The organism is Pantoea cypripedii, assembly GCF_011395035.1.
In the GTDB taxonomy this organism is placed as follows: domain Bacteria; phylum Pseudomonadota; class Gammaproteobacteria; order Enterobacterales; family Enterobacteriaceae; genus Pantoea; species Pantoea cypripedii_A.
Map to the genome: position 1 here is coordinate 1,297,388 of NZ_CP024770.1, position 26,464 is coordinate 1,323,851.

29 protein-coding genes and 1 pseudogene are annotated in these 26,464 nt (G+C 51.1%); 16 read left to right on the top strand and 14 right to left on the bottom strand.

The features are described from left to right. Together CUN67_RS29365 and CUN67_RS29370 are read left to right on the top strand one after the other, a co-directional pair. On the top strand, nucleotides 1-216 hold a 216-nt coding region (locus CUN67_RS29365), incomplete at its 5' end, for an ATP-binding protein (protein WP_208719150.1). A 109-nt stretch (nucleotides 217-325) separates the two neighbouring features. Continuing rightward, nucleotides 326-701: pseudogene (locus CUN67_RS29370) on the top strand (IS66 family transposase); the annotation flags it as partial. On the opposite strand, the gene CUN67_RS29375 reads toward CUN67_RS29370, so the two are convergent. Next, a complete protein-coding gene (locus tag CUN67_RS29375) occupies nucleotides 698-1,603 on the bottom strand; it encodes a pyridoxal-phosphate dependent enzyme (RefSeq protein WP_208719152.1) in 906 nt (301 codons plus the stop codon). The pseudogene CUN67_RS29370 and the gene CUN67_RS29375 sit on opposite strands and share 4 nt — an antisense overlap. 184 nt (nucleotides 1,604-1,787) lie before the next feature. Between CUN67_RS29375 and CUN67_RS29380 the strand changes: the two genes are divergently transcribed. The 5 genes from CUN67_RS29380 to ccdB all read left to right on the top strand — a co-directional run bounded on the left by CUN67_RS29380 (nucleotide 1,788) and on the right by ccdB (nucleotide 4,542). Further along, nucleotides 1,788-2,210, top strand: coding sequence for a hypothetical protein (locus CUN67_RS29380; RefSeq protein ID WP_254711460.1), 423 nt, complete (start codon nucleotides 1,788-1,790; stop codon nucleotides 2,208-2,210). A 381-nt stretch (nucleotides 2,211-2,591) separates the two neighbouring features. Next, nucleotides 2,592-3,155, top strand: a complete 564-nt coding sequence (locus CUN67_RS29385; protein ID WP_208719154.1) for a hypothetical protein — start codon at nucleotides 2,592-2,594, stop codon at nucleotides 3,153-3,155. A 48-nt stretch (nucleotides 3,156-3,203) separates the two neighbouring features. Beyond that, the gene (locus CUN67_RS29390; RefSeq protein WP_208717869.1) at nucleotides 3,204-3,533 is read left to right on the top strand and encodes a hypothetical protein; all 330 of its coding nucleotides are present in this window, start codon (nucleotides 3,204-3,206) and stop codon (nucleotides 3,531-3,533) included. Between the two features lie 482 nt (nucleotides 3,534-4,015). Then, nucleotides 4,016-4,234, top strand: coding sequence for a type II toxin-antitoxin system antitoxin CcdA (ccdA, locus tag CUN67_RS29400; protein WP_208719156.1), 219 nt, complete (start codon nucleotides 4,016-4,018; stop codon nucleotides 4,232-4,234). 2 nt (nucleotides 4,235-4,236) lie between these two features. Further along, a complete protein-coding gene (gene ccdB, locus CUN67_RS29405; RefSeq protein ID WP_208719158.1) occupies nucleotides 4,237-4,542 on the top strand; it encodes a type II toxin-antitoxin system toxin CcdB in 306 nt (101 codons plus the stop codon). 408 nt (nucleotides 4,543-4,950) lie between these two features. Here the strand turns inward: ccdB and CUN67_RS29410 are convergent, their stop codons facing one another. After that, a complete protein-coding gene (locus CUN67_RS29410) occupies nucleotides 4,951-5,430 on the bottom strand; it encodes an Rrf2 family transcriptional regulator (RefSeq protein WP_208719159.1) in 480 nt (159 codons plus the stop codon). Between the two features lie 152 nt (nucleotides 5,431-5,582). On the opposite strand from CUN67_RS29410, the gene CUN67_RS29415 reads away from it, so the two are divergent. From CUN67_RS29415 to CUN67_RS29425, 3 genes are all read left to right on the top strand, one after another. Further along, nucleotides 5,583-5,960 (top strand): DUF1360 domain-containing protein, encoded by a 378-nt coding sequence (locus tag CUN67_RS29415; RefSeq protein ID WP_208719161.1) that lies wholly within the window; start codon nucleotides 5,583-5,585, stop codon nucleotides 5,958-5,960. A gap of 515 nt (nucleotides 5,961-6,475) precedes the next feature. Further along, nucleotides 6,476-6,634, top strand: coding sequence for a hypothetical protein (locus tag CUN67_RS29420; protein WP_208719163.1), 159 nt, complete (start codon nucleotides 6,476-6,478; stop codon nucleotides 6,632-6,634). Nucleotides 6,635-6,666: 32 nt separating this feature from the next. After that, nucleotides 6,667-6,822 carry a hypothetical protein gene (locus tag CUN67_RS29425; protein ID WP_208719165.1) on the top strand — a complete coding sequence of 52 codons (156 nt, stop codon included), beginning with the start codon at nucleotides 6,667-6,669 and terminating at the stop codon, nucleotides 6,820-6,822. Between the two features lie 192 nt (nucleotides 6,823-7,014). Here CUN67_RS29425 and CUN67_RS29430 read toward each other — a convergent pair whose 3' ends face one another. Next, on the bottom strand, nucleotides 7,015-7,329 hold the full coding sequence (locus CUN67_RS29430; protein ID WP_208719167.1) for a hypothetical protein: 315 nt from the start codon (nucleotides 7,327-7,329) through the stop codon (nucleotides 7,015-7,017). Between the two features lie 12 nt (nucleotides 7,330-7,341). Between CUN67_RS29430 and CUN67_RS29435 the strand changes: the two genes are divergently transcribed. After that, nucleotides 7,342-10,263: an AAA family ATPase gene (locus CUN67_RS29435; RefSeq protein WP_217621312.1), complete on the top strand. Its 2,922-nt coding sequence runs from the start codon at nucleotides 7,342-7,344 to the stop codon at nucleotides 10,261-10,263. After that, nucleotides 10,203-10,655 (top strand): plasmid replication initiator RepA, encoded by a 453-nt coding sequence (gene repA / locus CUN67_RS29440; RefSeq protein ID WP_208719171.1) that lies wholly within the window; start codon nucleotides 10,203-10,205, stop codon nucleotides 10,653-10,655. Before CUN67_RS29435 ends, repA begins: the two co-directional genes overlap by 61 nt. Before the next feature lie 526 nt (nucleotides 10,656-11,181). Here repA and CUN67_RS29445 read toward each other — a convergent pair. The 3 genes from CUN67_RS29445 to CUN67_RS29455 form a co-directional block, all read right to left on the bottom strand. Then, on the bottom strand, nucleotides 11,182-11,481 hold the full coding sequence (locus CUN67_RS29445; protein ID WP_208719174.1) for a helix-turn-helix domain-containing protein: 300 nt from the start codon (nucleotides 11,479-11,481) through the stop codon (nucleotides 11,182-11,184). After that, nucleotides 11,468-11,833 (bottom strand): type II toxin-antitoxin system RelE/ParE family toxin, encoded by a 366-nt coding sequence (locus CUN67_RS29450; RefSeq protein WP_208719176.1) that lies wholly within the window; start codon nucleotides 11,831-11,833, stop codon nucleotides 11,468-11,470. Before CUN67_RS29450 ends, CUN67_RS29445 begins: the two co-directional genes overlap by 14 nt. Before the next feature lie 946 nt (nucleotides 11,834-12,779). Further along, nucleotides 12,780-13,181 (bottom strand): H-NS family histone-like protein, encoded by a 402-nt coding sequence (locus CUN67_RS29455; protein WP_208719178.1) that lies wholly within the window; start codon nucleotides 13,179-13,181, stop codon nucleotides 12,780-12,782. 547 nt (nucleotides 13,182-13,728) lie between these two features. Between CUN67_RS29455 and CUN67_RS29460 the strand changes: the two genes are divergently transcribed. After that, nucleotides 13,729-14,316, top strand: coding sequence for a DUF2913 family protein (locus tag CUN67_RS29460; protein ID WP_208719616.1), 588 nt, complete (start codon nucleotides 13,729-13,731; stop codon nucleotides 14,314-14,316). Nucleotides 14,317-14,586: 270 nt separating this feature from the next. Here the strand turns inward: CUN67_RS29460 and phnV are convergent, their stop codons facing one another. From phnV to phnR, 5 genes are all read right to left on the bottom strand, one after another. Continuing rightward, complete coding sequence (phnV, locus tag CUN67_RS29465) at nucleotides 14,587-15,384, bottom strand: 2-aminoethylphosphonate ABC transport system, membrane component PhnV (RefSeq protein WP_208719180.1); 798 nt, start codon at nucleotides 15,382-15,384, stop codon at nucleotides 14,587-14,589. Beyond that, on the bottom strand, nucleotides 15,378-16,235 hold the full coding sequence (gene phnU / locus CUN67_RS29470; protein WP_439332306.1) for a 2-aminoethylphosphonate ABC transporter permease subunit: 858 nt from the start codon (nucleotides 16,233-16,235) through the stop codon (nucleotides 15,378-15,380). The genes phnV and phnU overlap by 7 nt, the downstream gene beginning before the upstream one ends. 13 nt (nucleotides 16,236-16,248) lie before the next feature. Continuing rightward, on the bottom strand, nucleotides 16,249-17,367 hold the full coding sequence (phnT, locus tag CUN67_RS29475; RefSeq protein ID WP_208719618.1) for a 2-aminoethylphosphonate ABC transport system ATP-binding subunit PhnT: 1,119 nt from the start codon (nucleotides 17,365-17,367) through the stop codon (nucleotides 16,249-16,251). A 6-nt stretch (nucleotides 17,368-17,373) separates the two neighbouring features. Then, nucleotides 17,374-18,387, bottom strand: coding sequence for a 2-aminoethylphosphonate ABC transporter substrate-binding protein (locus CUN67_RS29480; protein WP_208719184.1), 1,014 nt, complete (start codon nucleotides 18,385-18,387; stop codon nucleotides 17,374-17,376). Between the two features lie 143 nt (nucleotides 18,388-18,530). Then, entirely contained in the window at nucleotides 18,531-19,250 is a 720-nt protein-coding gene (gene phnR, locus CUN67_RS29485) for a phosphonate utilization transcriptional regulator PhnR (protein WP_208719186.1), read from the bottom strand. A gap of 138 nt (nucleotides 19,251-19,388) precedes the next feature. Between phnR and phnW the strand changes: the two genes are divergently transcribed. The 3 genes from phnW to CUN67_RS29500 all read left to right on the top strand — a co-directional run bounded on the left by phnW (nucleotide 19,389) and on the right by CUN67_RS29500 (nucleotide 22,712). Next, nucleotides 19,389-20,492, top strand: coding sequence for a 2-aminoethylphosphonate--pyruvate transaminase (gene phnW, locus CUN67_RS29490; protein WP_208719188.1), 1,104 nt, complete (start codon nucleotides 19,389-19,391; stop codon nucleotides 20,490-20,492). Between the two features lie 9 nt (nucleotides 20,493-20,501). Further along, nucleotides 20,502-21,311, top strand: a complete 810-nt coding sequence (gene phnX / locus CUN67_RS29495) for a phosphonoacetaldehyde hydrolase (RefSeq protein ID WP_208719190.1) — start codon at nucleotides 20,502-20,504, stop codon at nucleotides 21,309-21,311. A gap of 348 nt (nucleotides 21,312-21,659) precedes the next feature. After that, entirely contained in the window at nucleotides 21,660-22,712 is a 1,053-nt protein-coding gene (locus CUN67_RS29500; protein WP_208719192.1) for an ABC transporter substrate-binding protein, read from the top strand. Here CUN67_RS29500 and CUN67_RS29505 read toward each other — a convergent pair. The 3 genes from CUN67_RS29505 to CUN67_RS29515 all read right to left on the bottom strand — a co-directional run bounded on the left by CUN67_RS29505 (nucleotide 22,697) and on the right by CUN67_RS29515 (nucleotide 26,464). Continuing rightward, complete coding sequence (locus CUN67_RS29505; protein ID WP_208719194.1) at nucleotides 22,697-23,941, bottom strand: LysR family transcriptional regulator; 1,245 nt, start codon at nucleotides 23,939-23,941, stop codon at nucleotides 22,697-22,699. The two genes, CUN67_RS29500 and CUN67_RS29505, sit on opposite strands and share 16 nt — an antisense overlap. Before the next feature lie 66 nt (nucleotides 23,942-24,007). After that, nucleotides 24,008-24,886, bottom strand: coding sequence for a phosphate ABC transporter substrate-binding protein (locus CUN67_RS29510; protein ID WP_208719196.1), 879 nt, complete (start codon nucleotides 24,884-24,886; stop codon nucleotides 24,008-24,010). 27 nt (nucleotides 24,887-24,913) lie between these two features. Continuing rightward, complete coding sequence (locus tag CUN67_RS29515; protein WP_208719198.1) at nucleotides 24,914-26,464, bottom strand: acetolactate synthase large subunit; 1,551 nt, start codon at nucleotides 26,462-26,464, stop codon at nucleotides 24,914-24,916.

Consider the following 26,464-nt stretch of genomic DNA (forward strand, 5'->3'; position numbering starts at 1 on the left):
CGTTACGAGAAAGCGAGCATCATCCTGACGTCCAACAAGAGCTTCACGGACTGGGGCGAGGTGTTCGGAGATCACGTACTGGCAACGGCGATCCTGGACAGGTTGCTGCATCACTCAACCACAGTGAACATCAAAGGGGAAAGTTACCGTCTTAAAGATAAACGTAAGGCTGGTGCAGTACCAAAACCGGCGGTGAAGGAAGAAGCCGAAGAATAGATGCTAAAAAGCGGACACCGAAAATGGTGAAAACCGGGCAAAACGCGTGCTGAAAAACGGCCAGCCAGTCGTGGTGTTGACACAGAAAAGCCAGGTCTGTTCCGCGTAGTCGCTGTATGACTGGATGCAGCCGCAAATGGCAACGCTGTCGCGCCACTCAGATACGGCAAAAGCGTTCGCCTATGTGCTGAAGCAGTGAGATGCACTCAGCCTGGACTGCCGCAACGGCTGGACCGAAATAGACAATAACATCGCGGAGAACGCCTGCGTGGCGTTGCCTGGGCCGGAAAAACTGGTTATTTGCGGGCTCAGACAGCGGAGGCGAGCACGCCGCCGTTTTGTATTCGCTTATCGGTACCTGCCGTCTGAACGGCGTGAGCCCGGAGGTATGGCTGCGTTATGTCATCGGTCATATTCAGGACTGGCCGTCGAACCGTGTTCGTGACCGGTTACCGTGGAAATGCGACCTGACATCAATCAGTTAAGTCCCGGTGATGGTGTTAAGGCTAACGGAAGCACCACCACAAACAATGACGAGAACGTTGTCAGTTTCCCTGAAGGTTATTTCATCCCCATAAATAATCGACAGAGAAGCTCCGCAGGCAGGTTCGGTTAACACCCGATGATCCTCAATAAATTGCCGGCAGGCATCAAGAGTTTCGTCATCGGATACCAGTATACTGTTAACGTTCATTTTGCTGGCTACGTTAAATGCATTTTCGCAAACCCGACTGGCTGCCAGCGTGGTCGCAATACCACTGACTTTTTCCAGAGTAATCAGCTCATTAGCATTAATAGAAGCGTTCAGGGATCCAGTGCCATGCGTTTCCACGGCATACATCGGAATATGACTCAGCCGGTGCCTGTTCAGACCCTTGGCGATACCGGATAAAAGGCTGCCACCACCTACAGAAAAAACGACTGCGTCCGGTGTCAGACCCGCCTCAATCACTTCGTCTATCATCCGGGCGATACCTTCCCAGAGAAGGGGGTGATCAAAAGGATGAATATATACGGTATGGTCATCTGTTAAGGAAAGCGCATACTCATTAGCTTCACTCCATACTTTTCCTCTGACGACTAATCGTGCACCTTCCTGCTCAATCAGTTTTCTTGCTGTTTGAGATGTTGTTTCTGGCACTACAACCGTCACCGGTATACCTAGTTTACGGCCGCTGTGTGCCACTGCGATCCCGGCATTTCCGCCAGAGGAACTGACAAAAGCCTTAGCACCTTCTCTGGCGTAGTGGTGACATATATGACCTGCACTCCTGAGCTTGAATGAACCGGTAGGCTGAGAAGATTCCATCTTCAGCCATATATTGCAGCCTTTTCGCTGGCTCAAAGGAAGAGAGTGAATGAGAGGGGTCTTTATGCTTATTTCCATTTAATACAATCCTAAGAAGATGAATCGGAACATAGCTGGTCTTAATGGTTCATCATATGATTTATAACGAGAAAATGTTGGATACAAACCCTACCAATTAAAATGGTTACAGTTGAAACGTTGTTCTACCGATAAGTGGATTTAATACATAACGGAAACTGATGAAATTTAACAGACGGTTTCTATGAGCCGCTTACCTTTGCAGGACCAGGCAATCAGCCATTCTGCCGGTGGAGGAGTCCTTACTGATATGGCGGGGAGCGAGATCATGAAGGCCTGGCTTGTGTCCTTCCTGGTGGAATGGCAGGGCGTTTGTTCAGAGCATCATGTCCTTATCCGATCGCATGACAGTGAGCTGGCAGAGGTTGGTGTCATGCATATGGGGCGAGTCTGGTGGAGAAGTGAAGCGCGTGAAAGTGACGGATGCTACTGGTGCTTTGGACGATGCAATGATGTCTGGTTTACAACGATGTTGCCGCTTCCGCCATCAGAGACCGGCGTTCTTACCTCCCTGGTATTTCTCGATGAATGGACGGTGACCGGAACTCCGGATGTGCCGGAGGTCTGTGGCGGGAGTGGTTGCAAATGGGAGGAGTTCAGGGACTGATCATTACAGAACTCGTCTGCCAGGGCGTTAAGCCGGCAAAGGGAGGGCCGGTGCAGATGCACCGGCTTCCCCTTTGCCTTTATGTTTATCAGAAGCGCAACTGCTCTTTGTTTATTTTCTGAAGAACCCGTCAGATGTTCTCTATCCCACTCATGACAAATGAATACACCTAACACATGTCTCCCGGCCACCTTCGGCTCCCCGGTAAACCGGGGCGTCAGGCACTGCTGCGCTAACCGACAAAGCCGGTAAGCTCCGCCGAACCGCAGAAAGCGCGTTTCGGGCCTTGCGGCCACGGTCCGATGGCTTACATCTACGACCCCCCTGCCGCGACGTGAACTCACCGAAACATGGATAACGACCACCGACAGGAGTAACAGCATGAACACACACAACATCAAAACCGCCACAACGGAATCTTCCAAAACATGGGTTGAAAACCATTTCGATACTCAGCTGGCCGTACGCACCAATGCGCAGGTTCTGCTGGAAAAAATCGAAGGGGATCTGATGGTATTGAGTGCTTTCGACAGTCTCGGTATTGAAATCGCTGAAGTGGATGACATCTTGACCACGCTTCACATTGCTGCCCGTCATGTTGCCTGCATGATTGAAAATGGTGAAATCACCACCCCTGTCATTTATGCGCTGGCAACCTCTGTGCAGACATTGGCGCAAAAAGTCTGCTGCGATGCCTGGAAGTGTGGCTTTGAAGGGTTGCCGCCACTGGAAGAACTCCGTGCCGATGCGTTACATCAACGGGAGCGGATTAGAAATCTCATTGCTGAAAGTAAGCGATCCTTCCAAATTGAAGTAGATGGGCGGATGGAGTACCTGGAAGATGATCTCCGGTATGGGACTTTTTTCAGGGACAGCGCCATTACTCTCGGTGGGGCAGATTCAATTCCGGAGGCGATGAACCGCATCAGAGCGATGAAAACGTGAGGAAGCTGGCCCATCAGGGAAGAGGGTAAAGATTACTATGACCCTGATTTGGGTATTGATGCCGGACCAGTCAGCTTTCAGCCTCATCTTGCGATTATCAGAGACGTAGCCGGGCGCATCGTCATCAGAGGAAATGTTCGTCATCTCACCTGGTACAAACCCGCGACCGATCCGAATGAGATCGCCATGATTCAGATCCAGCAGCAGGCATTGTATGAAGAGGCAGCCTTTGAAAGTGGCTGGGACAACTACGAAACCGCGCGCATGTTGCTGGAAACCTCAGATGAGGTAGGGGCTCGACTGATTGATGAAGTCTGGATAGGGCACCCGGAGGTGCTGGCAGCGCTGATCGATTTTGAAGAGGGCAGGAAGCCATAAGCCGAACGGGAGACTGCTACGATTATAATTTATCGCAGAAGGGTTGTAGCGTGATTCCTGCCAGGCGATAGTGCGTAAATAATCCGGATCGACTGCAAACCATTTTCCCGCTTACTAAAGCAATCTGCGGTTGTGCTGGTGGAGAAAAATCCTGAGATCAGCATGAAAATAATGTGATTTGAAATGTGTATAGCCGTCCCTGGTTTTAAAATTTCCAGGAGCGTATCTTATCCGAGATATCATTAACGCCCAATTTCCTACACACCACTCGCAATCTCTGATCTGGACGTTACCCTATTCAATGGTACTTGCTTGCTGATGGGGAATTGCAGGTTAATTCTTTTAATTTCAAATAAAACAATGGGTTAAATTTAACCTCTCGAACGGTTTCCAACCGGAATTCGAAGAGTATTGCCATACTGTAGATTGAATAATGTACTAACTGAGTATACACTCAAGGTGTACATAAAAGGGGCTATCTTATGAAACACCGAGTCAACGTTACCGTAGATAAAGACAACTATCAGATTCTCAGTGCTGCTGGAGTGAACATATCTGGTCTGGTTAATGATGTGATAGGCAAAGAAGCCCGTCGAATCAAGGCTGAGCAGTGGAAGGAAGATAATCGCGAAGGTATGGAAGAAGTGGCAAGATTTATCGCACTGAATGGTTCTTTTGCCGATGAAAACAGGGACTGGTGAGCATGCAGTTCATTGTTTATCGATATAAACGGGCAAGCCACTACAAAATGTTGGTCGATGTACAAAGTGACATCGTTGAGTCACCAAAACGACGGATGGTCATCCCCCTTATCGAGTCGCATCATCTTTCTGAAAAAGTGAACAAAACACTGTTTCCTCTGATACGGATTAATGGCGAATATTTCCGATTGATGACCACTGAGTTATCGAGTGTTTCTGTCGAGTTTATTGGTGAAACAATCGCTGATCTCAGTGATTATGGGGCTGAGATCAAAGATGCTTTAAATCTGATGTTTTGGGGTATTTAGCAGAGATTTATAGATTTTTGATAATCGAGTGTTAGGCTAAGATTAAGTCTGTATTGTTAGCCGATCAGATAAATCGCGAACTTCCGCTGGTCGCTTACAGAGGTCTCACCCCATACGTCCTGCATCTTCATTTCAGAAACAGCCATGACTTGATTGAAAATGTTTTATTACTTAGTTTGACAGCAATACAGGACTTTAAGCATAGTAATATCCTCAATGCCATGAGAAGTATGTCGGAAGAGGTTAAGACTGGCTTCGCGGGCACTTACAGAGAAATTACTAGGATTTGATATTGTCGTTGGCAGACACGAAATATTATTACGTTGCAATGTCTCTAATGAGAAATAATATTCTAAATTCGCCCTTGCGGTATTCAAAAAAACTCAGTTTCAAAGCAACCTTGTTGTTTTATATGTCTGACTGTCGCAATTTGGCGATACACGCGGTATCTCCTGCCTCCAGGTTTTCAGGAAAGTGACTTTCGAAACCTACTTTCAGGTCGTCCAGGCTAATTTCAGAAAAACGTGCCAGAAGTGTCTGTTCGGCCTCATCCAGAACATTTCCCAGCGCCTGATTTACCGCTGCTTCTACAGCGCATTCTGGGTTTTCATCGCCCCCACCAATGGCGAAAAGATGACTAATCCCTACCGCTCGATAGATATCCAGTAAGCTGATCTCACGCAGATCAACAGCAATACGCCAGCCGCCGTGATGCCCTTTGACTGCAGTGACAAAACCTTCCTCACGCAGACCAGCCAGAGTGCGCCTTACTACAGCGCTGTTTGTCCCCAGCATCATGGCGATTTCTTCTGAGGTATAAACTTTGTTGTGACGTGCCATATGCAGTAGCACGTGCAGTGTGCGGGAAAGCTTGTTGTCCTGACGCATATCAACTCTTCTCTCTGATTTACATTCATGTATCTTACAGTGTTACATAAGGTTGACAACGGCAAATATCATGTGATTTCATAAGTCACATGAAGGGGTCGCATTAGAACGAATGCGAAAAATACAACTATTTGATGTATAAGGAAACGATAATGACTCCTGTGTTATCTTCAGACCTCTCAGTATGCCTGATGATTGCTTTGGCATCAGCCAGTCTGTCAATGACAGTTACTCAAACTGAACTCTTCGCGGCACTACGAGCATGGACTACGAGAAAGAATGGTATGCTGGGGCATCTTTTTAGTTGTTTTTACTGCATGAGTCACTGGATGGTTGCGGCTGGTATGCTGATCTACAGACCCGTGCTTGTGCACAGTAACATCGGTTTTATCGACTGGCTGATGACCGCTTTTGTCGTACTCACTGTAACCACATTTATCAATGGATTATTGTTCAAAGTTTTTCAGGCTGCGATTCGCACTCATGTGATGAAACATGAAGCGCAGGAAATATTGCATCCAAATGAGTAAATGACAGAGCGGGCATGTGTACCCAATCCTAAGATATTTTGACAGCGAACTTTTCTACACGTATGACGTCAGCAATTCATCATTTGTTGTGATTAACGGCAATCTGTATTTTTTATTACATTGCTATGGGCTGGTCCAACTATTGATGCCAGAGATAATTTTCTCCTCTGTGGATACTGTGAACGAAATCATTTACCTCTTCATCAAAAATCCCAGCCGTCGTTTGGCTGATGTCTATTCCACCTCCGATTTTTTTGGCGGAATGTACCGGTAAGCTGAAGAAAGCTGAGATAAGAGATCGTTGTAAATCGTCATGAGTAATCCAGGCGCTTTTGTGCCAAACTCGCGGCGGACAGCGTTGATGGTTTCCCCTCATAATAGCCAGTCACAGCTGCTCTTGGCTGACAATTGACTATTTTGATGATATAAATGATTACGTTCGCGAAGATCTCAGATGACATTGTACCGTGTATGAGAGTCAGTGGAGTTATTTTTTGTTAAGGAGAAAGCAAAGCATGTCTGTTTATTTAAAAATTGGTATCCCGATGATATGCGTAGCTTTCACTATGTTCTATCTGTTACGTATCAAGAAGGATAAAAATTACCTTATCCCTGGTGTTGTTATTTTGATGGCAGGGGTTGTCGATGTGATAGTTGGCCTGAAATTAGGTTAACAGTCAAATGAAGTGTTAAAAAGGAGGGGGTAATGGAAATTTTCACCATGCTGGCCATTGCTTTGTGCTTTTCAGGGATAACCAGCCTGATGTATGCCGCGGGCAGTAAAAAACAAGCATACCTGTATGTAGGTTATCTCTTATCTATGGCTTCAGTATTGTGTTCTCAGGCTGGAATGATATGGTGATATGAATAATACGAAATGGGATGAGATTCGTTTGGGGGTTGTTAATTTTGATCCATTTTCAGGTGGAAGATAACTACTTCAAGCCATGTTCTTATGACGATATTTTTCATCTTAATCTCTTTAAGATAACCCATTATGTTTTTTATATTAATGGTTCATTATCTTATGGAGACAATATCTACTTATCTCTCATTACTGCCTGATTCCGCCCCGGACAACATATTTAATCAGCGTATCAATACTGATATTGTATTCCCAGCAGATATCCTTCCTGATTGCACCTTCACCCAGTTTCTTTTTAATCTCTTCAATATCACTGTTCGATATTTTCCTGTTGCTACGTTCTTCCGGTATAGAAATCCCTTCCTTCTCACTGACCTTTTTCACAGCATGATAAATTTGCGCCCGGCTGACGTGACAGGCACGTTCTATTGCGGCCAGCGTCTTTCTCGGCGAGGCAAAGTACATATCAGCAATGATTTTCCAGCGCTGCCAGCGCAGTTCCATTGCCGCAAGATCTTGAGCAGATTACGTAGCCTGAAACCATCCGGGATTGCGACTGAAGTGATACAGCGCATAGGTCAGGACACCGCAGACCAGCGGCTGGCGGTTGTCGCCCGCCTTTATGCTCAGGAAAAAGCGCAGGGGGGCAATGTTGTCCTGCAGGCGGGCAATGCCCGCATGCGCGATCAGCTGACAACGCGTACCCGGGAGGCCCTGACTGAAGTGGGGCAGCTCGGCGCTGTGCTGGGTGAAGTCACCGCACGCGTGCCGGTCTGGCTTGACGCCACTAATCGTAACGATCGCAGCCGTTACCACGCCGGTATGGTGCTGGAGCATAATCAGAGGAACGGTCTGCCGGAGATTTTTACCATCACAGGCGTGAGTGAACGGCTCAATCTTCTGACCGTTTTGGATGAAAAAGGACAAACACAGGGGCTGAATATTGGCCACATTGACAGCCAGTGGCGGTTATTTCGTGAAAAAAAGCTGCAACTTCGCGATGGAGAGCAGCTTCGTACCACGTCTCTTATCAACCCGAAAGCGCCCCGCAATGAAAAGCTGAGGGTGGCAGGTTTTAAACCGGGTAACTGGCTGTTTAAAGACAAATTTGTGATGGAGAACACAAAAGGCGAGATTCTGCATCTGAACGGGAACGCTCCCCTGTATGTGGATTACGACTATGCCGAATCCTTTGGTGCGACCAGACGCAGTGCCGGCAGCGTCATCGCGGTGCTGGCAGGGAAGGATGTGACGGATGCGACGATCAATATGCTCCGGCGCAGCGGCGACAGGGTTGTTGCTTTCTCGCCACTCGATGAAAACGCCATTAACCGGCGACTGGCGCAAAACCGGGCGTCGGTCACCGTGACACAGAGCCTGCAGGCCTTCACCGGTCAGGAGCGCCTGACCGACGCGATCCGCAGCGTGGAGGCGAAGAAAATGTCGCATGCGGAACGTGCTGTTCGCCTGACGATCGAAAAGATCACCGGTACCGGCGTCACCTTCAGCGGATTAAACGTCCTTGCCACGGTCATCACCGACGAGCGGAATCTGACCATTGAACGTACTCAGCAGGAATTACAGAGGCTGACAGCGCGCGGCGAGATTATCCCTCTGACGCCTGAGCAGAGAGCCGCAGGCAGCTTTATTTCCCGTGAGAACTTTGAGAATGAAGTGACCATCCTGCGGCATATCACGGAAGGCAGGAAAAGTGTGCCGCCTTTTTCCGCGACGGGACTGCGCCAGGAAGACGCAACCGGGCTGACCACCGGCCAGCAAAAGGCAGCCCGGATTATCCTGACCTCACGTGATCGCATCACCACAATTCAGGGCTATGCCGGTGTCGGAAAAACCACGCAGTTTCGCACGGTTGCCGCCGCGCTCGGACAACTTACACACCCGCCTGAGATGACCGGCCTGGCCCCTACACACCGGGCGGTCAGTGAACTGAGTCATGCGGGAATACCGGCACAGACCATTGCCAGTTTCCTCAGTGAAAACGGGCAGTGGCAGGTGGACGGGCAATCACATGATTACCGGAACAGACTGTTTGTTATCGATGAGTCATCGATGAACGGCAATGCCCAGCTGGCCTCTCTGCTGACGGTGATCACGGAAGGCGGAGGCCGTGCGGTGCTGAGTGGTGACCGAAACCAGCTGAAATCGATGGAGTCCGGTGTGCCTTTTGCCCTTGCACTCGATCGCAGTGCTGCTGACCGGGCCGTGATGCGTGAAATTGTCCGGCAAACTCCGGCGCTGCGTCCGGTGGTGGAAGCCATGATAGCCGGAAATGTCAGTGAAGCCTTACGCGTGGCCGCAGAGACACGCCCGGATGTGGTATCCCGCCAGGCGGGCGCATTTATCCCGCCGTCCAGTACGGTGAATGGCAAATCACTGCATAACACAGCGGAAGACGATCCCCCCGATCTCACCGGCATGATTGCCGATGACTATGCCGGACGTATCGCGCAGGCGCGTGCCGATACCCTGATCGTGGCAGAGCTGAATGCCGACCGCACCGCGATAAACGACGCCATCCAGCAGCGGCTACAGGGAAATGGCACGCTGGGTGACAGTGTCACGCTGCCGGTGCTCAGTCGGGTCAATAACAGTCAGGCTGACCTGGGGCGGCGGGCTTTCTGGCAGGAGCAGACCGGTAATATTGTCAGAGTCGGGGAAGCGTATTTCCGCGTGAGTGCGCCGGATGCAGAATGTGGCGTTATCAGGATGGAAGGCCTGGATGGCCTGTCCGACCGCTGGTTCAGGCCCGCTGAATTGCGCAGAGAGAATGTGGCGGTTTTCGAACAGGCAGAGCGCGAGTTCAGCGTGGGTGAGAAAGTCAGGCTGACCGCAACCGACCGGGAACGTAACCTGCGGGCGAGCGATATGGCCACGGTCACCGGCATGACTGATGAGGGTGCGATTCTGCTCAATACCGGTGACCGGACGCTGTCGCTGGATCCTGCCGGCAGCCATGCCGACCGGCATATCGATTATGGCTATGCCGTGACGACTTACAGCTCACAGGGTACGTCCATCCCTTATGTCATCGCGCTGGTGGGCGCTGAACAGGGACGGCAATTTATGGCCGCGCTGGACAGCACCTATGTTGCGTTTTCCCGGGCGGCAGAGCATCTCCAGGTGTATGCAGATGATATGGGGGAATGGCTGGGGGCCGTTAAACACAACAGCGGGGAACGCGAGACGGTGCATGACGTGGTGATGCGCGCGGAAGATATCCGCGCCGGGCGCGAAACGCAGCTGTGGAATAAAAGCCTGCCGGTGTCGGCGACGCGCTTTGCGCTCAGAACCGATCCGGCGCTGACGGCCGATGCGCGCTTCCGGTACGGGAATTTACCCGCTTCGGCATTACCGAAATGCCCGCGCTGGAGTGGGATCCGGTTGAGAAATACTGGATGCCGCGGCATATCAGAGTGACGGACCTCTTCTGGAAGCTGTGCGGCGTGAATATGGATAAGCTGCTGGCACAGCGTAATGCCCGGCTTGCGTCTGAGGCGGTGGGTGGCAGTGAACCCGGCACCGAGGATTCAGTCCGGGAAGCCCGCGAACGGTGGTACGACAATACACGGATCGCCACCTTGCGTCAGCGGCGGGAAAGGGCGCTACGCGGGAAGCAGAAGAAACAACTCGCACGTCTGCCGCTTGATGAAAGGCGACACGCGATGGCAGCATGGATAGTCAGAACATATCCCGCTCACGAGCTGTTTGATATGGACAGCGACAGTTTTAATCGCCTGGTGTGGCAGAACCTTAACCGGCTTGAGCTGGGACTCAGATACGAGCCATCCCCTCCCGAACCGCTTCACTGAAATTCACTGTTATAAATTTACCGCCTTTGCTGGCGGTGAAGTCGTTTGTTCCGGTTCATGGCCAGGGCACCCGGCCAGCTAAAAAGGCAGGATTTCCGTTGACCGGGTTGCCAGTCAGCACAATCCGGATTCTTTTCCACATTTATCTGCAAACAGGGAGATAAAGTCAGTTGCAACGGATAACCCGGTGAGCTGCAATACCTTCCTGACCTGTGGTCAGTAAAGAAATAATCAAAAGAGAATCAGTACTCAGTGAGCAATGAATAGGGGGTAAAAGGCTGACTCTGGGCGACGTATAGCCCCGGAGTGAGTTCACATGAATAACATAGATAGATGGTTTTCATGTGGACTTAACTGCGTGTTCACCGAACGCCTTCGACAGGAGAGGGTATTATGTTTTTACAACTTTGGGTCACCATTACATTGAAGCTAACACTGACCGCCGGGTCAGACAGTTAAAATCAAAAGAAGGATGATATTCAGTAGGGGAAACTGCGCCTCGCATGTTTATGCGGGGCGCAAAATTTTAAAGGTTGAAAGCGATTCGTTTGCCACCGGGCAGCGTAACATCGAGGCTCAGTTCACCACCAAGTGCTTTGACATAGCGCTGAAGAGTGGAGAGGCGTGGATCATTTTCCGGTTGTTCCATACGATTGACGGCGGGTTGGCTGACACCCATTGCCACCGCCATCGCCGTCTGCGAAATATTTAGTTCTTCCCGCAGCTGAGCGAGAGCAATTTTGATGCTTGCAGCTTCTACGCGAGCAGCAACACGTGCCTGCATTTCAGGACTTTCTTTCGCCAGCAATTCTTTATAACTTGCCATACCTTTCCTCCAGATTTGCCAGATGTTGCCTGTATTCTTCATCAGCCAGCGCGATCATCTTTTTGTAGAATCGTTTTTCATTAACACCGGTTTTGTCACCAGCACATAACACGATTGCGCTTCTTGCTGGATCGAACGCAAAGAAAGCCCGAATCGGATCGCCAGCGTGCTGAATACGTAATTCTTTCATGTTGGGAAAGTCTGAGCCATTGAGTGTGTCTACATATGGCCTCCCCAGACTCGGTCCAAATTTCTCAAGCAATCCCATTGCTTCGTATACAGATTCTCTTAGTGGCTCATCCTGAGAAAGAAGCCACTCAGTAAAAGAGTCCGTCGTATTTACGTCCCACATTAGCGTCCCTCATAACGAATTCGCTATAAATAATATAACGAATTCGTTATGAACTCAAGCAGACTGCCCGTTTAGGGTACGACGTGATTAGCCAAAAATCCTTATCAACTTAGTATTATGCTCCGGTCAAACCAAATACCAGTCCATCATTAAAATGATGAATACCAGGAGTTATGGTTTTTCGAGAGGGATTAATGCATACTCCCACACTAATTAGTTACAACAAGCAAAAATTACTTTTAACTCAACATCATTGCAAAAATCCACCATCCAGCCCCTCCATACATATCGCAGAGCTGAACCTTAACGAAGTGCCCCTTCTCAACACGCACGTGCCACTCTGAAACTCCGAGTGCCCTTTGACAGGCCGAAGGCCCGTATGATTTAAGTCGCTGTTAATGTCTGTTGTAACTAAGCCTCTAACCTTTCCTGTTCAAAACAGGAAAGGCAAGACCCCGGAAATCACAGATTTCGCGTCGCAGGCGCCACAAAATCTGCTCACCGGGGCGTTGGGCTTAGAAAAAGATAATCATCGCTGACAGTGCGTCTGGCTTGACAGGGAAGTGTGTCCCGCTGACGCCGTTCATCTGGAAAGATATCGCAAAATTCATCGGAGAGAATTTACTGAATTGGACAGTCCTGCTGATATCATCCCATTAATTTCTGCAGGTGACATGAACGATAACAGCCCCACTCCGTCTACGGACGACTGGCAAAGACCTTATCGAAAAACCAGCCAGGTTTATCGTAAAGGTGATGCATTAATACAGGATATCGTAGCGGGGCGCCTCACCCAGTGTCTGGATGAGGATGGGAGAGTTACGGATATCAGGCCCGGGAAATTGAAGCTGCTGTAAAAAAAACTGAAGGTCAGCAGATAGCTGCTGACCTGACTGAGGCATTGAATACCCGAACTGGTGAAAGAAGAGTTTCAGCTGACCGATAATTAGATCAGAAAGTCGTCCAGTGATTTACCACTGTCGATCGCTGCTTTGATCGGGGCCGGGGTGCGACCCTGACCGGTCCAGTGTTTTTCCTGACCATTTTCATCGGTAAATTTGTACTTAGCCGGGCGTGGTGCGCGTTTTGTACGGGGTTTACCTGCACCCTGCAAAGAACCCAGCAGCTCAGTTGGATCAATACCTTCTTCCATGAGCAGCTCACGGTATTTAACCAGCTTCTCTTCTCTTTCACGAACGGCTGCTTCCTCTGCCTGGCTATCTTCACGACGCTCAGCAACCACAACACTGAATTTTTCCAGCATTTCTTCCAGCTCTGCGAGGGCCAGATCACGCGCCTGAGCGCGAAGGATACGAATATTATTTAATGCTTTAAGTGACTCACTCATGAACATCTCCATAATCCGGGTTGCTAATTGTTTTAAGAGATTTCTTTAATTGCTGCGAAATTGATTATATACACACATGACAATCCAGAGAAGCGAAAATAAACGGAAAAAGGAATGCAGTAAAATCCTCTTATTTACTCTTCGTAGTATTGTTTAAAGGTTGACGTAACCTTGATCATTAACCGTTATTTTCAGACAAATGTTAGCACCAGTAAAAAAATAGTTTGATTTTACTGATTCTGGCATGCGTCGACTGAGATACTGCAAACTGAGCACCTTCAAAACAGGATTCCCCTTGTCATATTCACCGGGGAATATCGGAACTGAGGGAAATTGCTTCAGAAAAACTATCTATGCCTGAAATCACTTCAAAAAATTAGAGCTCATAAGCATTTTTTGCCAGAAACCATATACAGCTGCATGATATTTTTTGCATTATCTCATTTCACCTGAAACGATCTTTACATCGTATGACCACGATCTTTTACTTGTGCATAAAGGGTTCACTCTTAATTACAGGGACAGGTAACGCGTGATAACTGAATCAATGACAGAGAAAACCGGGCATCTGGCATGGTGCGCTTTAATTGCGCTGCACCTGGCAAGACATGATGGTCTGATACATTCCGAATCGCATGAAAATATATTCCTGACACGCTGGCTGGCAACAGCACTTAAACAACATCGTTTCCCTCGTGAAGTGGCGACGGATATCCAGTGGTTGCTGAAGCAGGGCAGGACTCTCGGAACAAGAGCAAAACTTCGGCATAAACTGGACTATCTATGGCGCTCCTGTACCGGAGACCTGACAAGGCAGACCGATTTATTCCGGCTGACCTATGCCATCGAAACCGCCAAAGAGTTGCAGTGGGTATATCGGATTCTTAGTGACCGGGAATGGTCAGGACGACGCGCTGTAATAGCGAATGCCGATATCAACGCTATTTACCTGTCACGTTCAGGACTGGATATCGCTTTCGATGATGAAGGCGTACAGATTGCGCCTCTGGTGGCCAGACTCACCGGCAGGATCCCGGCGTTTAAGAAGCTATTAGATCGCTGTGGCTGGCATGCTGAAGTTTATCCCAACGCTGATACTTCCTCCGTGTTTCTTCTGACGGCTAAGTCTGGTTGAATTCACACCTTGGCGACCTGAACCATTGACTCTTCGCTAACCTTACGGCACTGATTTCAATTTGCCCGAGGAACATAATTGCCTAACATTATGATTATTAATACATTATATAAGCAACCTAAGTTCCTTCCTGATGATTCGCTTAATCCAGGCACCCAGAGACTCATCTCCATACTGAGTTTGTGCTTCTTCCATTTTCCTGCGTAGTTCAGGGGCGAGACGAAACTGAAAAGGAGGATTTCCTCTTCTCTCGTTGTGCACTGCGACCCGCTATGGATTGGATAGCCGCTGTGCCATCCTCTCCAGCTTTACCGTCAGCCACAGGATCACCGCCACCAGTACAATGGTCAGGGCGGAACCATCGGCAATGCTGCCACGATCGGTCAGGCTGAAAATCGCCACCGGCAATGTGGTCCAACCTGGCGGGTAAATCATCACTGTAGCGCCAAGTTCGCCCATCGACAGTGACAAACTCAGTGCCAGCGCGGACAACATCCACGGCATGAGCAGTGGCAACGTAATATGCCGCAGGCGATACGCAGGGGGAGCACCCAGGCTCGACGCTACGTTCTCGATATCAGCGGATATACGTGCCAGCCCGGTAGAGAGGTTGCTAAAGCTAAAGGCGGATATCAGGACAAAATGCGCGACCAGTACGATCCACACGGTGCCGTTCATCTGCAGCGGCCCCTGACTGAAGGCCACCAGAATGCCCAATCCCACTGACACAGAGGGCACAGCGCTTGGCAGGAAGAAGATGATGCCGAGACGCTTTTGCCATTTCACACTGTATTGACGCAGTGCCAGGGCTGCCCAGCAGCCACAGAATAGGGCAAACAGGCTGGCTGCAAATCCCACGACCAGGCTGGAAAACAGCGCGTCCCAGGCGGCTCCTTTGAAAGCGTTGATGAAGTGATCAACGGTGAAACCCGAGGGTAAAAAACCATTCCACTGCTGGCTAAGGCTGGAAAGCAGGATCACCAGTAGCGGAAGAAGAAAGAACAGGGTAAACAGTGTGACAGCCACAGCACTGGTCAGCCTGCGTGCACTACGTGACCAAACTAGCATGATGAGCTCCTTGTACCGGCGCGACTGGCCGCGAGGCGATACAACAGAAACAAGCCGAGCGACAGCAGAATATTGATGACAGCAATGGCGCAGGCGCTGGTGTAATCAGACTCAAGAATCGCCTTGCTGTACACCATCATTGGCAGGGTATTCACACCTTTTGCGCCGATAAACAGCACAATGCCAAACTCATTGGTTGCCAGCAGCAAGCACAGACTGCCACCCGCCAGCAGCGCGGGCAGGGCCGCAGGGAAAATCACCTGAGCGATAACGCGTAGCGGATGCGCGCCCAACACGCTCGCGGCTTCTAACTGGCTACGGTCGAGCTGGCGCAACGCAGCCATCAGCGGGCGCATCACCAGGGGAGTGAATACCGTGATTTCCGCCAGAATCACGCCAGGCATGGAGTAGAGGAAATCTATCGGCGGTAGTTCGAAATGAAACAACGCCATCAGCCCGCCATTCAGCAAACCGGCGGAACCATAAATAAAGGTGAACGCCAGGGTGATGAGAAAGGTTGGCAGCGCGATAAAGGTATCGATCACCAGGCTGATAAACCGGCTGCCGCTGAAGGGAATAAAGACCAGAATCAGTGACATCACGCTGCCTAATAGCAAGCAGCCGAAGGTGGTGAACAGCGCGATTTGAATGGTGTTGAGCAATGCGCTGATAAAGCGGCGTGATTCCAGCACCTGCAAAAATGCTCCGAAACTGCTGTGGCCGCTGTCGTTCTGTAGCGCTTGTTGCACAATCAGCAATAGTGGATAGAAGAATAACGTACTCAGCACCAGCAGCGGTAACAGTAAGCTGCCGTGACGCTGAAGCGCCAGTCCACGCCACCATGTGCGCATTACGGGGAGGGTTTCAGACATGCTCAACCTCCAGCAACACTGCATCTTCCGGTTCAAACCATAGCGTTAGCGCCTCTCCCGCTTGTGGCAGCGGATTGAGTTGCGTCAGCACCACGCGCACTGTTTCCCCCGCCACATCACATAAAAGGTGAGTCAGATCGCCTTGCCAGTGTAGCGATTGCAGGGTGGCATTCAGGCGATTGCTACGTGGCGAACGTGGCTGCAACGTAATGTGCTGCGGGCGTACACAGAGTAATTTGTTGCGGCCGCGCATGTTGCCCGACGTACTGGCGTTGACCAGCGTACCGCCACAACTGACGCACACTTCACCTGACTGCTGTTGCACCTCCAGCGCGGTGGCAGCAAGGATGTTGGCGCGTCCAAGAAATTCCGCGGCAAAGCGATTGGGCGGGCGTTGATACAGCGCGTGCGTTTCACCATACGCCACCATCGAACCGTCTTTCATGATGCCGATTTTATCCGCCAGCGTCAGGGCTTCGATCTGATCGTGTGTGACGTAGAGGATGGTCAGTTCAGGTAATTCCCGGTGCAACCGCGCGATTTCCTCCACCATGTTGTGACGAATCTGTGCATCCAGGGCCGATAGCGGCTCATCCAGTAGCAACACTTGCGGACGCGTGGCGATAGCGCGGGCAATCGCCACGCGCTGTTGCTGACCGCCAGAAAGCTGGTGCGGATATCGAGTGGCGAAATCGCGCATTCCCACCATCTTCAGGGCATCCTGCACACGCTCAGTGATAAGCGCCCTGGGCTGCTTTTGTGCACGCAGACCGAACGCCACGTTGTCCTCCACTTTCATGTGCGGGAACAGGGCATAGTTTTGTACCACCATGCCGAGTCCGCGCTGATAAGGGGGCAATGCACTGATGTCGCGATCGCCCAGCAAAATGCGCCCCCCTGCGGGAGGCACAAAACCTGCAATCGCGCGCAATACCGTGGTTTTTCCCGAGCCGGAAGGCCCAATCAGCGCCAGCACTTCACCGGGTTCAATGGTAAGGGTGAGCGGTTTGAGCACGACCTGGTCGTGGTAAGCCACACGCAAGTTATCCAGCACGATGCCCGAGGTGTTGGCTGCGATAGCCGGTGCGGCGACAGAGGTTTTCATCAGCATCACGGGTTACTCACTGTCAGTCACGTTGTGCCATTGCGCGATATCGGTTGAGAGTGAATTTGCCACCTCATTCCAGTCTGGCTGCCACACTTTCACGCCCTGTAATGCGGCTGTTGCTTGCTGATAATTGCTGTCATCAGGTGTGATGTCACGGCGAACGGGCATGCCCCATGCCAGAGAACTGACCTGCATTTGTGCGGCGTTATCCAACAGGAAGTTAATCAGTTTTTTACCGTTCTCGCTTTGCGGCGCGTTTTGCACCAGACCAATCACATAGGGCAGGGCCAATGCGCTGCGTTCACCCTGAGCATCCGCTGGCCAGAAAATCTGGATATTCGGATTTTGCTTCATTTGCGACAGGTTCATCTGCAGGTCACCGTTCGCCACATATAGCTCGCCTTTATTCACCAGGGCGGTCAGTTTGCCAGTGGAGGCGGATGGACCCACGTTGTTGGCCTGCAGCTTACCCAGATAATCGAAGGCGGCTGGTTTGCCACCAAAGCTGTGGAAGGCTTGCAACATGACTGCGGTGCCATCGCCCGCCTGACCAGGCGTGGAGTATTGCAGTTTGTTCCTGAAGCGGTTATCAAGCAGATCATGCCAGCTGGCAGGGGCGGATTTCAGTAACTTGCGGTTGTAGATAAAGCTCAAATAGTTGTTCACCAGAGGGACATAACGCGCAGTGGCTCCGGGAATTTGCGCGGCGGCATCTGGAGTGAAATCGGCTAACAGGTTGTTGCTGGCGGCGCGTTGAATGAACGGTGGCACGGTCACTAATACATCTGCCTGAGGATTACTGCGTTCTTTCGCCAGGCGTTCGACAATCGCTCCCGATCCGCTCTCCACGTACTGCACCTTGATTCCCGTGGCTTGAGTGAACGCGGCAAATTCTGCCTGATACCAGCTGTTATCACCATCGTGCAGGCCATCGGCCGAGTAGACGGTGACAACTGAATCTGCCCAAACCGGGCTTGAAGCAACAGCAAGAGCGGACAGCAGAGCAAGGTGAGAGAGTTTCATCTGTTGGGCCTCGTAGCGTGTGAAAGTTAATCTGGTATGTACCAGAATTGCGTTTAACGCTAATCGGCATATGTGACAGAAAAATGAAGCAGGCAAAAAAAAGCCCTGCTCATGGCTGAACAGGGCTTTTTTATTCGCTGGATTTAGTGGGTATCAACCTCAATCCGCAGGCTGTCATGGCGCCAGAACTCAATATCGTAATCGAGTACGCGACCATGCTGGTCGTAATTGAGTCGACTCAGTTGCAGCGCCGGCAAACCCTCCATAATGCCCAGCGCGGCCGCGGCATGCGCCGGAATGGAGGTGGGGTAGAAAGTCAGATGCATGCTGGTATAAACCAGGTCGTAATGGCTTTGATAAACCTCGGTCAGACTGCCATTGAGGTCGTGACGCAATAGCTCAGGGACCCGCGCGGGCAGGCAATGGTTTTCGCAATAACAGATAGCGCGACCATCAGCGTAACGCAGACGCGCGAGCAGATAAATCTGGTCGAATGGCTGCAAGTCCAAAGGCTTCATGACATCAAGCGGCACGGTGGTCAAACGACCACTGAGCAATACCGTTTTCGGCTCACGACCCTGTTCGAGGCAGAGTTTATGAAAGTTGGTGTTCTGTGTGGGATCAAGCCAAAGGCGTTCCGGGGTGACAAACCAGCCACGGCGATCGGAGCGATAAATGACGCCGCTCGCCTCCAGCTGCGCCAGGCTTTCGCGGATGGTGGTGCGGGTGGTAGAGAAGATCGCACACAGCTCGCGCTCTGACGGCAATTTATCACCGGTATTCAACGCACCACTTTGAATGCGCGCCTGAAGCTCGGCCTTGATCAGCAGGTATTGCGGGATATCACTGGTTAACGATTTCATGCGGATTCGCTGTAGTTTTTTAAGACGTCATTATACATGCCCAGATGAATTTTTTGTTGCAGTGGCGATTTCTCCTTGTGATGACAAAAGCGATTCTCTAATAATAAATGCAATCTGGTATATACCAATGGTGAAAAAATGACTTCCCGTAATTACCTGTTGCTTACCCCCGGTCCACTGACCACCTCCAGAACCGTGAAAGAAGCCATGCTGTCCGACAGTTGCACCTGGGATGATGATTACAATCTCGGAGTGGTACAGGCTATAAGACAGCAATTGGTCTCATTAGCGACGTCTGCTGCTGGTTACACTTCTGTACTGTTACAAGGCAGCGGCAGCTATGCCGTGGAAGCGGTATTAGGTAGTGTGATTGGCGACACCGGCAAAGTGCTGATTGTCAGTAATGGCGCGTATGGTGCGCGCATGATTGAGATGGCATCACTGATGGGCATCGCGCATCACGCCTATGATTGTGGCGAAGTGGCACGCCCGGATGTGGCTGAGATTGAACGCGTGCTGCGTGAAGATAGCAGCATTACGCATATCGCCATGGTGCATTGTGAAACCACTACCGGCATGCTGAATCCGATTGCTGAAGTTGCTGCTCTGGCCCAGCAGTTCGGCAAGATCTATATCGTCGATGCGATGAGCAGCTTTGGCGGTATCCCGCTTGATGTCGCAGCACTCAATATCGATTTTCTGATCAGCTCTGCCAATAAATGCATCCAGGGCGTACCCGGCTTTGGTTTTGTTATCGCGCGCCAGAGCGAGCTGGAGAAGTGTAAAGGGCGCTCCCGCTCCCTTTCACTGGATCTCTATGCGCAGTGGCGCTGCATGGAAGATAACCACGGCAAATGGCGCTTCACTTCACCCACACACACGGTGCTGGCTTTTGCGCAGGCGCTCAAAGAACTGGCTGAAGAGGGCGGTGTGGCGGCTCGCCATTCACGTTATCGCAATAACCAGCAGAAACTGGTGGCTGGCATGCGTCAGTTGGGCTTTGAAACCTTACTGGAAGATGCGTGGCACTCGCCCATCATCACCGCATTTTACTCTCCCAGGGCCGATACCTATCGATTTGCCGATTTTTATCAGCGATTGAAAGCACAAGGTTTTGTGATTTATCCCGGCAAGGTTTCAAAAAGCGACTGCTTCCGCATCGGCAACATCGGTGAGGTGTATGAAGCGGACATCACCGGCCTGCTCAACGCCATCGAACATGCCATGTATTGGAAAAAATGAGGACATACCATGCAACGTATTAGCGCCGTGATTCTGGATTGGGCGGGAACCACCGTGGATTTCGGCTCCTTCGCACCCACGCAAATTTTTGTCGAAGCCTTTCGTCTGGCATTTGATATTGAAATCACGCTGGAAGAAGCACGCGTGCCGATGGGGTTGGGAAAATGGCAGCACATTGAAGCGCTCGGCAAGTTGCCAACCGTGGATGCGCGCTGGCAGCAGCGCTTTGGCCGGGCGATGAGCAAGGAGGATATCGACGCTATCTACCAGGCTTTTATGCCGCTGCAAATTGCCAAAGTGGTGGATTTCGCACAGCCAATCGCAGGGGTAACCGAGGTGATAGCCCAGCTTCGCACTGACGGCATCAAAATTGGTTCCTGTTCTGGCTATCCGCGTCCGGTGATGGAGCGACTTGTGCCCGCCGCTGCCGAGGCAGGTTACGCGCCGGATTACTGGGTGGCAGCTGACGATCTTGCGGCTGGAGCGCGTCCGGGTCCGTGGATGGCACTTCAGAATGTGATTGCACTGGGCATTGATGCGGTCGGTCACTGCGTAAAGGTCGACGACGCCGTACCAGGCATCGAAGAAGGGTTGCGCGCGGGGATGTGGAGCGTTGGCCTGTCGGTCTCCGGCAATGAATTTGGCGCAACCAGGGAAGAATATCAGCAGATGGATGGCGCTGAGATTGCGCGTCGCCGTGAAGTGGCCCAGCAGAAACTGAGCGCTGCGGGGGCACACTATGTCATCGATACGCTGGCAGATTTACCGGCGGTGATGGCAGATATCAATGCCCGACTGGCACGGGGTGAACGGCCTTAATTTACCAGGGCGGCGAAGGTGTGATGCGCCGCCACTTTCTTTATCATGACCAGATATTTTTTGTGGGTGATGGCAATCTGGAAAATATCCTCAGGGAAAAGAGACGAGTTACGCGATAAAATTGAAACATAAATCATCCTTGTGCATCATCAACCTCCCGCATCGCCAGTAATAGGGTGAGATAACAGTCATCAGTAATACTGCCCCTTCCTCGTACCAACAACCCCCATACAGTCAGAAAATGAATGGAAAAATTCCTTTTTTGAATTGGATTTGTTAACAGCCGACCAATAGCCTTACATACAGTCGCAAAGTTGCAAACCTGATGACGCATTAAGGAGAACGCCAGTGTCGCAAACAATCAATCTTCAACGTCGTCGATTTTTACAGCATTCAGCTCTGATTGCTTGCGGTATAGGCCTGTCAGGGACAGCGATACCTGTCATCGCCCAAAGCACGTCTTCCCACATCAGAATTGCCTTTAATCCTGGAGTGGAGAATTCCACGCTAACCACATTAATGAGCCAGCAGGGATTTTTCAGGCAATATGATGCCGATGTCACTTTCATTCCAGCTTCGGGCACAAGTGGCCCATTCAAAGCTATTACCAGTGGCGCGGCAGATCTATGTATGACATCAGGTTACAACGGTCTGCTATCGCAGATTGCCCGAGGTGCAAAAGTGAAGATTGTGGGTGCCGGGATGAAAAAAACCGCACTGGCGATTTATGCCGCGCAAGATCGCATCGAAACGCTTCAGGATCTGAAGGGTAAAATCGTAGCCGTTGGATCATCAATGGGTTTATTACATATGCTGATGCTGGAATTACTGAAGGAAAAAGACATTGACGCTTCTCAGATAAATTTTGTTAATAAGGGAAGCAATGAGGCGTGCTATAAAGCAGTGATACAAGGTGAAGCCGATGCCTGCTGCTCAAGTGTTTCTCATTTGAATAATAAGGATGGTCTGGCGGTGATCCAGGAAGGCAATCTTTGGCAGTCACTACCTGATTATATTTTTCAGACTGCCTATGCTTCCGACGCAGCGCTCAAAAATAAACATAATAGTATTGTCGCAGTGATGGCCGCCTATGGTTCTCTCTATAACTATCTGATGTCTCCAGACGCCCATGATGCATTTTTTTCCGCACGAAAGCATGCCGAAAAAATATTTAACCCAGAATCCGCACAGGCGGATTGGGATTTTATTCAAATGCAGAAACCTTATTCAAGCGACTTATCACTGACAGAAAATGATATTAGTTATCAGCAGCAAATATCACTGCAACTGGGGAATCTGAAGCAGAAACAACCGTTCTCCATAATAGCAGATATGTCGGCGGCGGCAGATGCAGCAAAACTGGTCAAGACTGGTTCCCTGGCCAATCATGCGATTTCCTGACAGGCTTGATTCGTTAGCTGAAGCGTAGCTGCACGTAACTCACCAATAAAGGCACTATGAGCCGCAGAAGGTTGCCATTCTCGACGCATCGATATCCCAATCTGAACAGTATCATCAAAAAATGGGCAATGGAGTTCGCTCAGTATGCCGTGCGTTAAGTCATATTGGACTGAAGAGCGAGCCGCTAACGTGAGCATGTCTGAGCTGAGCAACAACTGCCGACTAATTGAATGCGAGGTTGTTTCGCAAAAAAAATCGGGGGCTGTATGCAACCCATGAAAAATTCTGTCGATCCGGGCACGTCGTGGCGAGCCATTCGGTGGTCCCACCCACTGAAAATAAGCAATTTCAGCTGGCATCACCTCCTCAAATTGGGTCAACGGGTGTTCAGGCCTTGCCACGACACAATAGTTGTCGTTCATCAGAACTTCCCGACTAATGAGACTTGCATCGTCGCCCCTGCGCAGCGTCCCGACCACGATATCAATGCGATTGCTGGTTAAATCCGCGAATAATTTTTGATAGCTACCCGATATAAGCCGGACTCTGACGAATGGAAACAATGACCTGAATTGATGCGTTGCTTCTGCCAGGATTTGCGCACCGGCAAAAGGTAATACCCCTACGACAACCTCATCACAGCCATCTTGCACAACGCTGAAAGATTCGTGAGGCAAGGATTCAAACTCCCTGATTGCACGCCTGAATTCACCGGCGAGGAAATGCCCTTTGTAATTGGGTTCAAGCCCGCGACTGCTCCGCTTAATCAACGGTGTAGCCAGCGCGCATTCGAGTCTGCGCACGGAACGTCGGAGTGAGGCTGGGGATACGCCGGGTTCATGGGGAAAGCCATCTGTCGATTTCTGATCGCTTAAGGCAATTAACGAGCGTAACTGTGAACCCGTTATCAGCCGGTCTACCTGTTGTCTTTCGTCTCTTCTGCCAACTGGCTGAGATAAAATACGCGCGATAGCGTTGTCGAGTGTTTCCAGGAAGCGGTCGATGCGCAGCAGGTAATACTGGCCTCGTTGGGTTGGATAACATCCGCGAGGGGCTCGCTTAAACAGCCTGAAGCCCAGTCGATCTTCAAATTTGGCCAGCGCATGCGTGATTGCCGGTTGTGAAGTATAGAGTGTTCGCGATGCATTACTTACCCCGCCCATTTTACCCACGCTTTGGATCATACGTAGATGGCGCAGGTTCAGGTTTTCCAGGGGGTGAGTCATCATGTTATTCCTGATGGAATGGCCCCGGAAGATACCAACCCGGAACCATAACGTTGAAAAAAGCCTGATTCACCCCAGGTTGCCTGTCACATCATCGAATAACTCATCGATCGACAGCGCACGAGGAATGATCTTTTGGTCAAGCGCCCAGTCAATCGCGGTCTGTAAACATTTACGATTGGCCTCCAACCCCATTGGCGGGAAGATCTCAGGTAATCCCCCGGCGGTGAGATCACGACTTTCGCCGATCATGCGGTAGATTTCACGCACCGCCTCCGGGTGCTTCTTAGAAATATCCTGATGAACCACGAACATATGGTTGACAGGCACAAATCCTTCGCGCTGAAACCATGTTCTTGCCGCGTTGTGTGCATCGGGCACCAGCGTAAGCACGCGCGGATCTTTTGGCATGTCTTCACCTAACAACGCCGCTGCCAGTTCACCCTCCAGCATCATTTGCGGGATATTTGCACCAGCAGGCAAACGGACACAGTTAGCCGGGTCGTGATACTCGGCCAGGTGGCCATCGCCCAGCGTCATCCATGTCACTTTATCCAGATCAACACCGTATTCATGGCGGAGTACCCCACGAATCCACAGTGCCGTGGTTTGCGAGTAGGTACGAACGCCCACCTTTTTGCCCTCAATGTCTTTAGGATCGAGGTGACCAAAGTCGCTGTTGAAACCGGCACAATGATGCTGGAAGCGCCCTGAAATCGGTGCGGGCAGCAACACATAGGGTTTGCCATAGGCCTTAGCCTGCAGGAAAGTAACGATGGCAAGTTCACCAGCATCGAACTTGTTCTCGCGAACCATCGCTTTAAAGCCATTATGTGCAGGCTGAGGGCCACAAAAATCGAGGGTGACCTGGTCGGACGTAACCCGGCCATCTTTCATCGCTTTAGTGACCGGGTAATCGGCCAGATTGGTGCGCAGAGTTAGCGCCATAAGCCTCTCCTTTAGTTTGATAATTTTTCACAGACGGACTTCAATCAGGCAGGGACCGGGTTCACGGGCTGAGTTAATCATGGCCTGATAAAAACCCTGAGCGCTATCAACTGCAACGCCTGGCACCCCCATACTTTTCGCCATGGCAAGCCAGTCGATGCGTGGCTCACCGATGTCGATCATCGACAGCGCACGTTCCCCTGGCGTTCCGGCACCCATGTTGGCGTACTCCGCTTTCAGGATGGCGTAGCTGTTGTTGGCGAAAATAATGGTGGTGACGTTCAGATTTTCCCTGGCCTGCGTCCACAATGACTGGATGGTGTACATCGCGCTGCCGTCTCCCACCATGCAGAATACGCGGCGGTCAGGGCAGGCTAATGCCGCGCCGGTTGCCACAGGGGTGGCATAACCGATGGAGCCACCCATATTGTTGATGAGGTCATGCGGACGGGCACCGATAGTCAACCCGATTGACTCACGACCGGTGGTTAACGACTCATCCACCAGGATGCAGTGCTCAGGCATGGCCGCCGCCAGAGCATGGGCGATACTTGTGGGGTTAAGCGCGCCCTGCGGAATGGGCGCTTCAATGCGTCTTTGTGTCTTTGCTGCGGTACTGCTGGCACCGAGTGCCTGCAACAACATGTCAAAGGCCAGCTCACTGTCTTCGTCATCTTCAACCAGTTCATGCACAAGGGTTCCCTCCGCCTTCAGCAAACTCGGTTTGTCTGGATAGGCGAAGAAGGCGACTGGCTCACGGGTTTCAACCGTAATGATATGCCTGAATTCCTTCAGGAAAGCGATAGCCTGCGGAACGGCATAAGGAATCCGGGCGATGGGAACCACCCCGGCACCTCGCTCAATTCGCGCCGTAAAAAACTGTGAGCCTAACTGCGCGCCAGTCGCCGCAGCAACCCGGCCCGCTTTTTCCAGCGCCGCGCCGCGCGTTGCCTTGTTGGCGAGGATAATCAGTGTAGGTTCACCGGAGCGTAACACCCGTGCGACATGCTCAATACGTTCGCTGCGTGGCGTTTTGCGGCTGAGGCGGGGTGAGTGTGGCATCACCTGGGGGGCACGCACCTGTTGCCACGATGCGTCGCCAGGCAGGATCAATGTCGCGATCTTTCCTGGGTGTTCGCCAGCCCGTGCCACTGCCTGAGCGGCATCCCAGCCGATGGTATCGGCTGATTCTGCACGGCGCACCCAGTGACTGAGGGGGCGAGCAAGGCCCTCAATATCAGACGTCAAAGGTGGGTCATATTTCAGGTGTGACGCAGAATGCTCGCCAATGATATTGACCATGCCTGACGAGGCACGTCTGGCGTTATGGATATTGGCAAGACCATTAGCCAACCCCGGCCCGAGATGCAGCAATGTTGAGGCAGGCTTATCCTTCATTCGATACCAGCCGTCAGCCGCGCCAGTTGCTACCCCTTCGAACAGGCAAAGCACGCTGCGCATCCGCGGGTTCTCCCCCAGAGCCGCAAGGAAATGCATCTCCGAGGTACCTGGGTTGGCAAAACAGATATCCACCTCGTGGTCAACCAGCGTCGCGACCAGGCTTTCTGCTCCGTTCAT